At 71.3% G+C, this 11,568-nt stretch carries 12 protein-coding genes and 1 pseudogene; 5 read left to right on the top strand and 8 right to left on the bottom strand.

Translation table 11 applies throughout. From position 1 onward, the window contains the following. Positions 1–202: 202 nt before the first annotated feature. The 4 genes and pseudogenes from ACIRG6_RS27205 to tnpA all read right to left on the bottom strand — a co-directional run bounded on the left by ACIRG6_RS27205 (position 203) and on the right by tnpA (position 2,789). The gene (locus ACIRG6_RS27205) at positions 203–463 is read right to left on the bottom strand and encodes a GlsB/YeaQ/YmgE family stress response membrane protein (protein WP_350718594.1); all 261 of its coding nucleotides are present in this window, start codon (positions 461–463) and stop codon (positions 203–205) included. Between the two features lie 127 nt (positions 464–590). Continuing rightward, positions 591–1,589 (bottom strand): MerR family transcriptional regulator, encoded by a 999-nt coding sequence (locus tag ACIRG6_RS27200; protein ID WP_403324857.1) that lies wholly within the window; start codon positions 1,587–1,589, stop codon positions 591–593. Between the two features lie 3 nt (positions 1,590–1,592). After that, positions 1,593–2,270 (bottom strand): HEAT repeat domain-containing protein, encoded by a 678-nt coding sequence (locus tag ACIRG6_RS27195; RefSeq protein ID WP_403324873.1) that lies wholly within the window; start codon positions 2,268–2,270, stop codon positions 1,593–1,595. 153 nt (positions 2,271–2,423) lie between these two features. Next, a pseudogene (tnpA, locus tag ACIRG6_RS27190) lies at positions 2,424–2,789 on the bottom strand (IS200/IS605 family transposase). Between the two features lie 23 nt (positions 2,790–2,812). Between tnpA and ACIRG6_RS27185 the strand changes: the two are divergent. Further along, on the top strand, positions 2,813–4,021 hold the full coding sequence (locus ACIRG6_RS27185) for an RNA-guided endonuclease InsQ/TnpB family protein (RefSeq protein ID WP_403324872.1): 1,209 nt from the start codon (positions 2,813–2,815) through the stop codon (positions 4,019–4,021). A 34-nt stretch (positions 4,022–4,055) separates the two neighbouring features. Here ACIRG6_RS27185 and ACIRG6_RS27180 read toward each other — a convergent pair whose 3' ends face one another. Next, positions 4,056–5,096, bottom strand: coding sequence for a saccharopine dehydrogenase family protein (locus tag ACIRG6_RS27180; protein ID WP_403324856.1), 1,041 nt, complete (start codon positions 5,094–5,096; stop codon positions 4,056–4,058). A gap of 91 nt (positions 5,097–5,187) precedes the next feature. On the opposite strand from ACIRG6_RS27180, the gene ACIRG6_RS27175 reads away from it, so the two are divergent. Next, positions 5,188–6,168 carry a helix-turn-helix domain-containing protein gene (locus ACIRG6_RS27175; RefSeq protein WP_403324871.1) on the top strand — a complete coding sequence of 327 codons (981 nt, stop codon included), beginning with the start codon at positions 5,188–5,190 and terminating at the stop codon, positions 6,166–6,168. 2 nt (positions 6,169–6,170) lie between these two features. Here ACIRG6_RS27175 and ACIRG6_RS27170 read toward each other — a convergent pair whose 3' ends face one another. The 3 genes from ACIRG6_RS27170 to ACIRG6_RS27160 all read right to left on the bottom strand — a co-directional run bounded on the left by ACIRG6_RS27170 (position 6,171) and on the right by ACIRG6_RS27160 (position 9,122). Next, positions 6,171–7,184: a hypothetical protein gene (locus ACIRG6_RS27170; RefSeq protein ID WP_403324855.1), complete on the bottom strand. Its 1,014-nt coding sequence runs from the start codon at positions 7,182–7,184 to the stop codon at positions 6,171–6,173. A gap of 96 nt (positions 7,185–7,280) precedes the next feature. Continuing rightward, a complete protein-coding gene (locus ACIRG6_RS27165) occupies positions 7,281–8,144 on the bottom strand; it encodes a triphosphoribosyl-dephospho-CoA synthase (protein WP_403324854.1) in 864 nt (287 codons plus the stop codon). A 6-nt stretch (positions 8,145–8,150) separates the two neighbouring features. Then, positions 8,151–9,122, bottom strand: a complete 972-nt coding sequence (locus ACIRG6_RS27160; RefSeq protein ID WP_403324853.1) for an intradiol ring-cleavage dioxygenase — start codon at positions 9,120–9,122, stop codon at positions 8,151–8,153. Positions 9,123–9,302: 180 nt separating this feature from the next. On the opposite strand from ACIRG6_RS27160, the gene ACIRG6_RS27155 reads away from it, so the two are divergent. The 3 genes from ACIRG6_RS27155 to ACIRG6_RS27145 all read left to right on the top strand — a co-directional run bounded on the left by ACIRG6_RS27155 (position 9,303) and on the right by ACIRG6_RS27145 (position 11,501). Further along, the gene (locus tag ACIRG6_RS27155) at positions 9,303–9,473 is read left to right on the top strand and encodes a hydrophobic protein (RefSeq protein WP_189232907.1); all 171 of its coding nucleotides are present in this window, start codon (positions 9,303–9,305) and stop codon (positions 9,471–9,473) included. Positions 9,474–9,954: 481 nt separating this feature from the next. Continuing rightward, positions 9,955–11,118: a PP2C family protein-serine/threonine phosphatase gene (locus tag ACIRG6_RS27150; RefSeq protein WP_403324852.1), complete on the top strand. Its 1,164-nt coding sequence runs from the start codon at positions 9,955–9,957 to the stop codon at positions 11,116–11,118. 107 nt (positions 11,119–11,225) lie between these two features. Further along, entirely contained in the window at positions 11,226–11,501 is a 276-nt protein-coding gene (locus tag ACIRG6_RS27145; protein ID WP_403324851.1) for a hypothetical protein, read from the top strand. The last annotated feature ends 67 nt before the right edge of the window (positions 11,502–11,568 follow it).

The raw sequence follows: 11,568 nt of genomic DNA, 5'->3' as shown, positions 1-11,568 counted from the left end.
CGCCTACGAGCACTTCGACGCCCGTGACGAGGGCTGGACCAAAGTGGTCCTGCACCCCGACGGACACGGCAACGGCCACAAGCGGTAAGAGAACCCGGGGCCCCGGCTGCCCGTCGCAGCCGGGGGTTGCCGGGCCGGCGGGCTGCGCAAAAAGGTGTGCCCGTCGGCCACTTGCCGACGGGCACACCCCTTTTTCCGTGCCTCAGGCGTGCCGTCGGGCCCAGTACGGGGTGACGAGAGCGATGAGCAGGGCGGCAACGCCGATCTGCAGGACGTGCCGGATCCAGTCGATGCCGCCGGTGTCCCGTACGCCGAAGGCGGTGGCGAGCGCGTTGCCGGCGACGGCCCCGAGGATGCCGAGGATGGTCGTCAGCCACAGCGGGATGGGCTGGCGCCCGGGGAGGACCAGCTTGGCCAGCAGGCCGATGATGAGTCCCGCGATGATGGCCCAGAGAAACGACACGACTCTCCTCCTTGCGGTGATGCGTAAGTTCGCGTTGCTCTCCACGTGCCCCTGGGACATCGTCATATGCTTGCTCGACGCACCCGGTCGCTCACGGGAAGTCTTCGGGAACGTTCGGGAACAGACGTCAGCGTGCCTCGCGGAGTTGAAGAAGGTACGTCGCGGTCAGTGCCACGGCACGGTCCGCGTCCTGCGACAGCTCCACGAGGGCACGCGATGCCCGCGCCCCCGGGATGTCCGCCAGTGCCTGGGTCAGCCGTCCACGAGCGGGGGCTCGAGTGGTCTCCTGGGCGAGGCGGTCGACGAGACCGGTCGCGATCCGGTCCGCCGTAGTGGTGTCGCGTGCCAGCACACTCAGCGCGTCGGCCGCGTCGGTGTCGTTCCTTCCCTCCACGATCATGTCGATGAGCGTCGGGACCGCGTCGGCCCCACCGCGTGTCCCGAGCGCCAGAGCCGCCTGTCCGCGGACCACGACGTCGGGGTGCGCGAGGGCCTTGCGCAACTGCTCGGTGGCCTCGTCGCCGGGCAGCTCGGCGAGGGAACGGACGGCACGTTCCCGCACGGCGGCCGCGGGTGAGCCGAGTGCCTGCGCCAGCAGTGCCGGGCCGCCGTCGCCCGATCGTGCCAGCGCCCATCGAAGGGCTCCGGCGACATTCGCGTCCGACTCGCTCAGTGCCGCCTCGACCAGGGCCTCCACCGGTACCTCGGCGGCCGAGGAGAGGGCCGCGCGCTGGCGTGCGTCGGCGCTCTTCGAGCCCAGTGCCTGAAGGAGCGCGACGACCTGGAGGACGTCCTCCCAGCCGGCGGGCTCCGCGGCATGGATCCGGCGCAACCGCGTCAGCAACTCGGTCTCCGCCGCGATGCGTTCACGCGTCCGGCGGATGAGGCCGTCGACGAGCACGGAGGGCATGAAGCCGGGATCGTCGAGCGCGCGTCCGATCTCCCGCAGCGACAGCCCCAGCGACCGCAGGCTCTCGATCTGGAAGATCCGCTGGATGTCCTCCCCGGAGTACTCCCGGTAACCGGAGCCCGACCGAGCCGAGGGGCGCACCAGGCCGAGCGACTCGTAATGCCGGAGCATGCGGGCACTGACCCCGGACCGTCGCGCCACCTCACCGATCAACACGTCCTATCCTCCCGCATGGCCGGACCCGCCGAGAGCCACGATGCGCTTCGCCTCCTCGATCACGAACTCGAACGCGGCGTCCGGGTCACGCAGCAGCCTTTGTGTGGCGAGCGCGTGCGCGCGCACCAGCGGCTCGGGGGCCGACTCCGCGGCAAGAAGCACCGGCACGATCACCTCACCCAGCGAGACCAACGCGCGGCTGAGACTCACCTGCGTCTCCCGTCCGCCGCGCCCGAGCTGCGTCACCAGCACCGCGGCCAACGCCGACTTCTCACCGTCCGGCACGAGCACCGTCGCGGCCCGCCAGGCGCTGCGCGCCACCTCGTCCTCGGCGTCGCACAGGAGCGCCGGTGTGATCGCCGGCCACGCCCGCCGGTCCCCGATCTTGGACAGCGTGTGCAGCGCCTGGCTCCGTGCCTGCGCGCGCACCGAGCGGACCTCGCGGAGCAGCCGGGGGAGCGTCATGGACAGCGGATGGCGGGTGAGCGCCCAGGTCAGCATGTCGCGGACGAAGAACTCGGGCTCGACCGCGCAACGCTCGACGAGTGTGCCGACGAAGCGCGGGTCGGGTGTCGTGCCGGCCGCCAGAGCAGCCCGCAGCCGCACGGACGAACGGCCGTCCTCCAACCCCTGGAGCACTCGCGCCGTATCCGCATTCGTGTCCTGTCCCGTGACCGTCATCGAGACCACCTCCTCGGCGAGCAGTGAAGACCTTGTCACCGTGTCAAGGTCAAGAGCGCACCGGCGTGTAAGGGGGCGAGCCCGCTACCGAATCTGAGAACTGCTCTGGCCACAGATGTGTGCATGGATCCGCGCTGTTCACCTCAGTCCAGGTCAGAGCGGCCGGTTCTGCTGCTCGGTGTACTGCTTCACGATGCTGAGGGGTGCGCCGCCGACGGAACCGGAGAAGTCCGAGCCGGACCACAGGCGCTGTGCCCGCCAGTAGTGGCGGACGGGGTCGGGGAACTCCTGGTGCAGCCGCCGGGAGGAGACTCCCTTGAGGCTGTTGACCAGCTTGGATACGGTGACCTTCGGGGGTGGGCTCGACTAGGTGGACGTGGTTGTTCTCGCCGTTGAACTCGATCAGCTTGGCCTCGAAGCCCCCGCACATGGCCCGCATGGTCTCCTCGCACCGTGTCAGGTGCCGGCCGGCGAAGACGGGGTGCCGGTACTTCGTCACGAAACCCAATGAACGTGCATGCGGAATGTGTACCGTGATCGGTGTGCAGCTTCGGTACAGCTTCCGCCTGTATCCGAGTGCCGGTCAGCGCATGGGTTTGGCCAGGGCATTCGGGTGCGCGCGGGTGGTCTACAACGATGCGCTGCGCGTTCGGGAGACGGCCCGCAGTGAGGGCCTGCCGTTCCCGAAGACCGGGGATTTGTCGAAGCAGCTCATCACCGAGGCCAAGAGCCGGCCGGAACGGGCCTGGCTCGGCGAGGTGTCGGCGGTCGTTCTCCAGCAGTCCCTGCGCGATCTGGACGCCGCGTACAAGAACTTCTTCGACGGGCTGAAGGGCAGGCGCCCGCGCATGGGTGCGCCCCGGTACAAGTCGCGGAAGGACACCCGGCAGGCGGTGCGGTTCACGGCGAACGCCCGTTGGTCGATCACCGCTGGTGGAAAGCTGCGCCTGCCGAAGATCGGTGATTTGAAGGTGAAGTGGTCCCGCTGTCTGCCCTCGACGCCGTCCACGGTGAGCGTGGTCAAGGACAGTGCTGGCCGGTACTTCGCGAGCTTCGTCGTGGAGACCGGTGCAGAGAAGATGTGGCCGCAGACCACGTCCGAGGTGGGCATCGATCTTGGGCTGGGGCACTTCGCGGTCCTGTCGGACGGCCGGAAGATTGACAGCCCGCGCTTTTTGCGCCGGGCCGCCAAGCGCCTGAGGAAGGCGCAGCGTGTCCTCTCCCGTAAGGAGAAGGGCAGCAGGAACAGGGACAAGGCCAGGGTCCGCGTCGCACGGGAACACGCCCACGTGGCGGACGCACGCCGCGAGTTCCACCACCAGCTCTCCACCAGGCTGATCCGCGAGAACCAAGCGATCGCCGTGGAGAACCTGGCAGTGAAGGGACTTGCCCGCACGCGCCTGGCCAAGTCCGTGCACGACGCCGGATGGTCGGCGTTCGTGGCCATGCTGGAGTACAAGGCCGCCCGGTACGGGCGCACCCTCGTCCGGATCGGACGCTTCGAGCCCACGTCTCAGGTGTGCTCGCAGTGCGGCGTCAAGGATGGCCCCAAGCCCCTGCACGTGCGTGTGTGGACCTGCGGGGCATGCGGGGTGGTCCTGGACCGGGACATCAACGCGGCGGTCAACGTCGCCAAGACGGCCGGACTGGCCGTGACAGCCTGTGGAGCGCAGGTAAGACGGGCACCCGTGCCCGCACCGCGCAGCGAAGCAGGAACCCACCCGACACCGCAGCCCCCAACGGCACGGTAGGCGGGAATCTCCCCCCTCCAGGGGGGAGAGGATGTCAAAGGTGCAGTTCCAGGTCGACGACGACGTGCGCGGACAGCGCGCGCAGGAAGTCGGGGGCGTCGAAGATCGCGCCGGCGGAGGCGACTCCGGTCGCCCTGGTCCGCCCGGTGAGGAGGCGGTCGACCGCCTCCACCGCGAGCGGCGCGGTGATGGCGTAGATGTCCCGGCCCCGGGCGACCGCACGCCGTTCACGGCCGCCCGAGCGCACGACCGCGTCGACCAGGAAGGTCTGCGCGGACCGCCCGTGCTCGTCGGCCGCGGCCGGTGCCGGGGTGTCGGGGGCCGTCAGGTCCCTGGCCGCCTCGACCGTCATATAGGTACGCACCTCGGGAATGGGCAGGTGGCTGGGGACCGTGACGACGTCGGCCATGGTGAACTCCCCGAGGACGGCCCGAGGGCCCATCGGGTCGGGGAAGGGCCAGTCCAGGGTCGGGAGGGCGTCCTGGTGGTACTCCAGGCGCCCGTTGGTGTAGCGGATGCCCCGGCCGCCGCGCCGCTGCCGGGACACCGCGCCCGCGGCACGCGTCCCGGCGGTGGGGTGCCAACCGCTCAGCCCGTAGGCGATGTGTGCCTCGTCGGCGGCCGTCCAGTCACCCATCGCCGCGGTGATGAGCAGGTCGCCGAGCCCGCCGTAGAAGGCCATCGCGGGTACCACGCTCACTCCCGCGGCGCGGGCGCGGTCCGTGAAGCCGGCGAACGTGTCGAGGTTGGCCTCGATCTCGGCCGCCACGTCCACGTACGGGAGGCCGGCGCGCAGGGCCGCCTCGATCACGGGGGCGGCCGTCTCCGCGAAGGGGCCGGCGCAGTTGAGCACGGCCGCCGCGCCGGCCAGCGCGCGGTCGAGCGAGGCCGGGTCACCGACCGGGGCGGGACGGACGTCCTCCTCACCGTCGAACTCCGCCGCCAGTGCCTTCAGCTCGTCGGCGTCGCGGCCCGAGAGGACCGGGACGAACCCGCGGTCCCGCAACTGCGCCACCACAAAACGCCCGGTGTGCCCGTATGCGCCGTACACCGTGATCCTGCGCCCCGCCGTCATGTGCGTCCTTCGCTCGGATGGATCCGTTCGGTTCCGTCGGGATCATCCTGTCGGGCAAGCGCCGCCCCGCACGAGTGTCCGGAACGACATGATGCGTACAATTCCGGACGTGAACTCAGTCGCGCTGGCCGTCACCGACGGGATGCTGCACTTCGAACTGGCCCTGGCCTACGAGGTCTTCGGCTCGGCTCCGGCCGGTGTGCCGGGACCCTGGTACGACGTCGTCGTCTGCGGACCGGGCACCGTGCGGGCCGGCCGGTTCGCGCTGGAACCCGACCACGGTCTCGACCGGCTCCCGCACGCCGGCACCGTGATCGTCCCCGGCTGGGCCGACGTCGACGAGGACCCTCCCGCGGAACTGGTCGACGCGGTGCGCGCGGCCCATGAGGCGGGCGCACGCGTGGCCTCCCTGTGCACGGGCGCGTTCGTGCTGGCCGCGGCCGGTCTGCTGGACGGGCTCCGGGCGACCACCCACTGGGCGCACACCGATGTCCTGGCCGCCCGCTACCCCCGCGTGACGGTGGACCCGGACGTCCTCTACGTGGACAACGGCAGCGTGCTCACGTCCGCCGGCAAGGCCGCCGCCATGGACCTGTGTCTGCACCTGGTCCGTCTCGACCACGGATCGTCCATCGCCAACACCGCCGCCCGCCGCCTGGTCGTGCCACCTCAACGGGACGGCGGCCAGGCCCAGTTCGTCGCCACCCCGGTGCCCGCCCCGGACAGCCACCCGCTCGCGGAACTGTTCCTCTGGGTCCTCGAACGGCTCGACCAGCCGCTGACCGTGGACGACCTCGCGCGCCGCGCTCGGATGAGCTCGCGCCACCTGGGCCGCCACTTCAGGGCCGCCACCGGTACGACCCCGCTGCAGTGGCTGCTGACCCAGCGGATCCGCCACGCGCAGGCACTGCTGGAGACCACCGACGACAGTGTCGACGCCGTCGCGGCGGCCACCGGCATGGGCACCGCCGCGACGTTGCGCCGCCACTTCAACCGTACGGTCGGCGTTCCTCCGGACACCTACCGCCGCACCTTCCGTTCGAGGACCGGCGAGCTTCACCGCCGGCCCTGAGGTCACCGATGTCCGTCGGCGGTCCCGGGGGCTTCCGACAGGTTCCACGCGACGGCTCCGACACCGGTCCCGTCGGAGGCGATCTCGTACGTCACCTCGCCGCGTGGCCGTTTGACGGCCACCAGATCGCCGCTCGTGTTGCACGGCAGTCGGCGTGTGGTGTGCGTCCCGTTGACGGTGAGCCGGACCGTGACGGCCTCGCTGCGACCGGAGCAGGAAACGGTCAGGAAGTAGTCGGTGCCGGAATCGAGCGCGGGGACGCTGCGGCGGGTCCGGCCGGGGAGGTCACCCGTGCCGTCGTCGACGGGCCGGTCCGCCTTCCGGTCCAGATTCAGGTCCGTGTGCAGGCCGCTCAACGCCGCGCGCCGGTAGACGTTCCGCGGTGAGGTGCCCTCCAGCAGCCGCTGGACGTCGCGCAGAGTCCGGGGGTTGTAGGTCTCGGCGACGGCGAACTCGGCGACCGCGTCCTCGGGCAGCCCCCGGACGGCCCTGCGGTACGCGTCGGGGGCGACGGCGCGGCCCTCGAGCTCTCCGAGGCCGAGCGTCTCGTCGTCGTAGGGCAGGGCGGCGTCGTCCCCGATCAGCTCCGCCCCGCTCCGGGTGCCGATGACCCCTACGACGTAGGTGTGGCCGGGTTCGAGCCGGGGAGCCCCCTCGCGTGCGGCTTCCTCCCTGCCGCCGAAGAGGGTGGTGTACCAGCCGTGCGCCCGCAGGGTGAACTCCTCGGGCAGGCGCGGCGCCCCGGGCCTCGACCAGATGACCTGGGTGACGGTCGCGGTGACGGTGCGGGGAACGTAGTCGCCGTCCTTCGGATCGGGCTCGGCCGCCGATTCCCGCGTGACCCGGACGACGGCGGCGTGGTCACCGTAGGCGACCCATTCCTGTGCGGCGGCCGATCCGCGGAACGGGTCGTACGAGGCGCGGGGGAGTACCCGGCGGCCGTCGTCGGCAGCGATGGCCACCGCGCTCCCGGCGGCCGTCAGCACGGCCACGCCGACGGCGACCGCGATCCTCACTCGTCTTCTCGACGCCACTGCGCTCCTGCCCGATGCCTGGTGTGTCCGGTGGGACATCGGTGTAGGACGACTGCGACAGCCGTTCGGTTGCGCCGGTCAGCACGTTCGAAGAAGTGACGGTCGCACCCGCGGCGTTGCCGTTCCGGGCGAGAGCGGGAGCGCGTCCAGGAACAGGGCCCCCGCCAGCAGCCCCGCGCTGCCGCGAGGGCTCCAGGAACGTGCGAGGAGGTCGCTGTCCAGGGCGGTCAGCGCTTCGGCGCCCGCCGGCGTCGCCGTGCCGCCCGCCGCCAGGACGGTACGGGCGCCCGCCTGGACGTGGCGGAGACCGGCCGGGCCGCCCGCATGGAGGAGTCCGGTGTCCTGCAGCGTGGACATGACGGTGAGCAAGGCGTCGAGACGTGCCTGTGCCTCGGCGGCGCCGGCCGAGCGGGCGGCTTCGAGTACGGTGAGCGCCCGCCGTACGTGCGGGAAGCCGGCGCGTGCCTCGCCGCGGGCGCCGGCCGCGCCGTACCGCGCCGACATGGCGGAGCCGCGTGACGGCCGCCGAGGCGTGGCCCCGTCGTGGTGGGCGGCCAGTTGTTGTGCCGTCGCGGTGACCTCGGGGCCCCGCGCGGACGGGGCGAGCGCTGCGGAGGCGACCAGCAGGCCGAGCGTCCACAACGCGCCGCGGTGGCCGCCGCCGGCCAGGTCCACCGAGTGCTCGGTGCACCGTCCGATGGCGCTCAACTCCGCGCGCAACGCGGGCGTGGGCGCTCCGGTGCGGCGGGCGGCGGCGGCCATGGCCGCGAGGCCGGGAGCGAGGGCTTTCGCCGACCAGAGCAGGGCACGGTGGTCCCGGCCGGTGGCCTGAGCGGTGAGATCACGTGGGTCGGGCAGTCCGGGCTGCGGTGCCAGAGTCAGCTGCCCGAGCAACGCGGACACCGCGGCCCGTGCCGGCCTCTCGTCCTCGCGGCTGATCACGGGCGGCTACGAGGAGGCCGAGGCCGACGGTGACGCCGGCCCGGAGGGGGCGCCGCTCGGCGGAGGGCCGGACGGGGCGCCGGAGGGGGCGCCGGAGGGGGCGCCGCTCGGTGGGGTGCCTCCGCCACCGCTGCCGGCGCCGGTGTTCTCCGCGTCGGGGTCGACGCCCAGGGTGAGGAACCCCCTGTACCCCTTCGCCGGGTCCTTCTTGTGGACGGCCTTCAGGGTGAGCAGGCCCCCGGCCGCACCGGTGTCGTCGTACACCATGTCGTCGGCGAGCTTCGTGTAGTCGCCGCTGTGCTGCGCGTACGGCTCCAGGGTGAAGATCTCCTCGGCGATGCCGTCGTCGAAGAACAACTGACCGGTGTGGTTGACCTTGCCGCCCTCGTAGGTTCCGTCCTTCTTCGCGCCGCCGGTGTGCACCTTGACGTGGATGTGGCAGGTGCGAGGGGTGTACCAACCAGGGAAGATCGTCTCGAACTTGACCACGCCGTCGGCGTTGGCGATCTGATAACCGCGCAGATACGTCTTGTCGTTCGCGGTGGTGCCGTCCTCGCTCTCGGCCGGGGCCGAACCACCCGGGTTGGCGGTGGTGTAGCCCGAGTAGTAACCCCAGGCGTCACAGTGCCAGATCTCCACGGCCGCGCCGGGTACCGGGGTGCAGCCGTCGGTGGCGTCGACGACGGTCAGCCGCAGGGTGAGCGGGACGCCCTTCTTGCCCTCGGTGATGTCCTTGCGCACCAAAGCGCCGTCGAGGTAATACGGCCCCTCGGTGACGCTCGTCATCAGCTGCATGCAGGCGCCGTCGGACGAGGTCGCGGATGCCGGCGCCGCGGTGTCCGTGGCGGTCGCTGTCGTCGTGTCGGCGAAGGCCGACTGGTAGCCCGCGACGGCCAGTCCGCCCACCGCCACCGCGCCGCCGGTCACGGTGATGGCCCGGCGCCGGGTGATGGACTTGTCGATGTGTTTTCCCGTCATGCCGCGAACCTAGGAGGCGTGGCCGTGGGCGGGACAAGGCGACGATGAGAGCCACCTGTGAGTCACGGCCGCGGAACATCGAAGTGTGCGCGTATGCCCCCGATTCCGTGAAAGGAACGCGCCGATTCCGTGTTTGTAGGGGCGAGATAAGAGCACACGTCGGCCAGGAGGTTGATAACAATGGTTCCCCTGCTTCTGGTTCTTCTTCTGGCCCTGGTCCTCTTCGGCGCGGGTTTCGCGCTCAAGGCCCTGTGGTGGCTCGCCGTGATCGTCCTGGTGGTGTGGCTGCTGGGCTTCGTCGTACGTCCGGCGGCCAGTGGTGGCCGCAAGGGCCGCTGGTATCGATGGTGATGCCCGCCGCTGACTGAACGCGGCACGGTCAGCGCCACCGTCAACGGCGTAGTTCGAAGGGTGGGTTCGGTCCGACAGGGGCCGGACCCACCCTTCTGCGTGCGCCCTTCCGAGCTGCTCGCTCCTCGAAGGAAGGGCTTCGGGTGATCAAACCGGACTTGCGGGACCGTATCCGGCGTAACGGATGGAGCGAGGGGTACTGGACGTCGCATCGGCCCCGCGGACGCAGCAGTGGGAACCCTGCGCCTCCACGCCCGCGGGGCCGGTGCCCCGAGGCGCGACCGGCCGTCCCCGGCCGCGAAGGGTGCCGCCTCGGAGCACTTCTCCACGAAGCGGCTGCCGGCCTCCAACGGCCGGGGGCGGACGCCGCGTTCCGCGTACGAAGGCCTGTTCGGCTCCGTGGGCCGTCGTCGGCTCGGCCCCGGCGGGTGACTTCGAATAATTGCGGGGAAGACGTGACGGCACTGAACAGGAGGTTGCCGTGGACGGTGGAGATCTGGAACTGGGAGAGCTGCTGGCCGCAGCGGAGGCGGCACCGCCCGGACGCTCCGTCGACGTGGTGGCGCGGGATCTGCAGAAGCGCTTCGGGGCCGAGCGGGTGTCGTTCCTGTTCGTCGACCTCATCGGTCAACGGCTGGTGCGGTTGCCCGCGGCCGTCGACGGTGACCTCGCGGCCAGTTCCGAGCCGATCGATCTGCAAGGCAGCATCTACGACAGCGTCCTGCGGAGCCAGCGCCGGCGTGTGGAACCGGACGGCCAGGGCGGACAGCGCATCATCGCCCCGGTCAGCAACCGCGGCGACTGCATCGGCGTGCTGGAGGTGACCCTGCAGCACGCCGATGACAGGGTCCTCGGACAGGTGGGGGAGGCGGCGCACGCGCTGGCCTACATCATTGTCACCGACCGCCGTTTCACCGACCTGTATCACGTGGGCCAGCGCACCACCCGGACCAGCATGGCCGCCGAGATCCAGCACCAGTTGCTGCCCTCGGCCTCCTGCTGCGAGGCCGACCAGTTCACCCTGGCCGCGGGGCTGGTCCCGGCCGACGACATCGGTGGTGACACGTACGACTACAGCCTCGACAGTGACGCCCTGCACCTGTCCATCACGGACGCCATGGGCCACGACACCGACTCGGCGCTGCTGGCCACCTTGCTGGTCGGCGCACTGCGCCGGGCCAGACGCGGCGGCTGCGACGCCCTCAAACAGGCCCACCACGCCCATGAGGCCCTGCTGGCCCACGGACGCGGCCTGGCCACCGGACAACTGCTGTGCGTCGACCTGGAAACAGGCGTCGCGGAACTGGTCAACGCCGGCCACCCCTGGCCTCTGCGGGTGCGCGACGCGACCGTGGAGGAGGTCAGACTCGCCGTGAACCTTCCGTTCGGCGTGGCTTCCCCGATTCCCTACGCCTTGCAGGAGTTGCACCTGCGTCCCGGGGACCGGCTGGTCCTGCTCACCGACGGTATGCAGGACCGCGGTGCCGCTGCCGTCGGCCTGACCACGCTCCTCCGGGACACCCGCGCCCTGCACCCCAGGGAGACCGTCCGCGCGCTGACGGCTGCCGTACGGGAAGCCTGCCACGGCGACCTCCAGGACGACGCGACGGTCATGGTGCTGGACTGGCACGGTCCGTCCCGCTGATCCGTCGGCGGCGCGGGCACCTCAGCCTGACGGCCGTCGAGAACCTCGCGGACGCCTGCCTCTCGGCCGCCGACTGGCCGCCGGGCGCGTACAACATCGCCGACCCGGTGCCGTACGACCGGGACGAGGCGATCCGGGCGGTGCAGCGGGCGCACGGAAAGCGGGTGCGCATCGGCCACGTTCTCCTGCCGGTCGCCCACACCGCGGCGGGCGCCGCCCAGAGGCCGGCCCGGCTGCTCGGCCGCGGGGAGTCGCCGCTCACCCGTTACGCCGTGGACCAGCTGGAGTCCTCGGTCGTCCTGGACGTGGACGGGGCCGCATCCCAGGGGCGGACAGCGGGCCGGACCCTGGCGGACCGCACAACTGCCGTACCGAGCACCTGACCTGGGGACGGCACGGTGAGCGCTGGCATCCCAGCGGCATCCGCAACCGTCCACGCCGGTGTTTCCT

The organism is Streptomyces flaveolus (assembly GCF_044765825.1).
In the GTDB taxonomy this organism is placed as follows: Bacteria; Actinomycetota; Actinomycetes; order Streptomycetales; family Streptomycetaceae; genus Streptomyces; species Streptomyces flaveolus.
This window is presented reverse-complemented; position numbering and strand designations above follow the sequence as displayed.

Bases quoted from the DNA above. Each gene is read 5' to 3' on its own strand.
- ACIRG6_RS27175 (WP_403324871.1), top strand. From the start codon at position 5,188: ATGCGTACAATTCCGGACGTGAACTCAGTCGCGCTGGCCGTCACCGAC.
- ACIRG6_RS27195 (WP_403324873.1), bottom strand. From the start codon at position 2,270: ATGACGGTCACGGGACAGGACACGAATGCGGATACGGCGCGAGTGCTC.
- ACIRG6_RS27180 (WP_403324856.1), bottom strand. From the start codon at position 5,096: ATGACGGCGGGGCGCAGGATCACGGTGTACGGCGCATACGGGCACACC.
- ACIRG6_RS27160 (WP_403324853.1), bottom strand. From the start codon at position 9,122: ATGACGGGAAAACACATCGACAAGTCCATCACCCGGCGCCGGGCCATC.
- ACIRG6_RS27155 (WP_189232907.1), top strand. From the start codon at position 9,303: ATGGTTCCCCTGCTTCTGGTTCTTCTTCTGGCCCTGGTCCTCTTCGGC.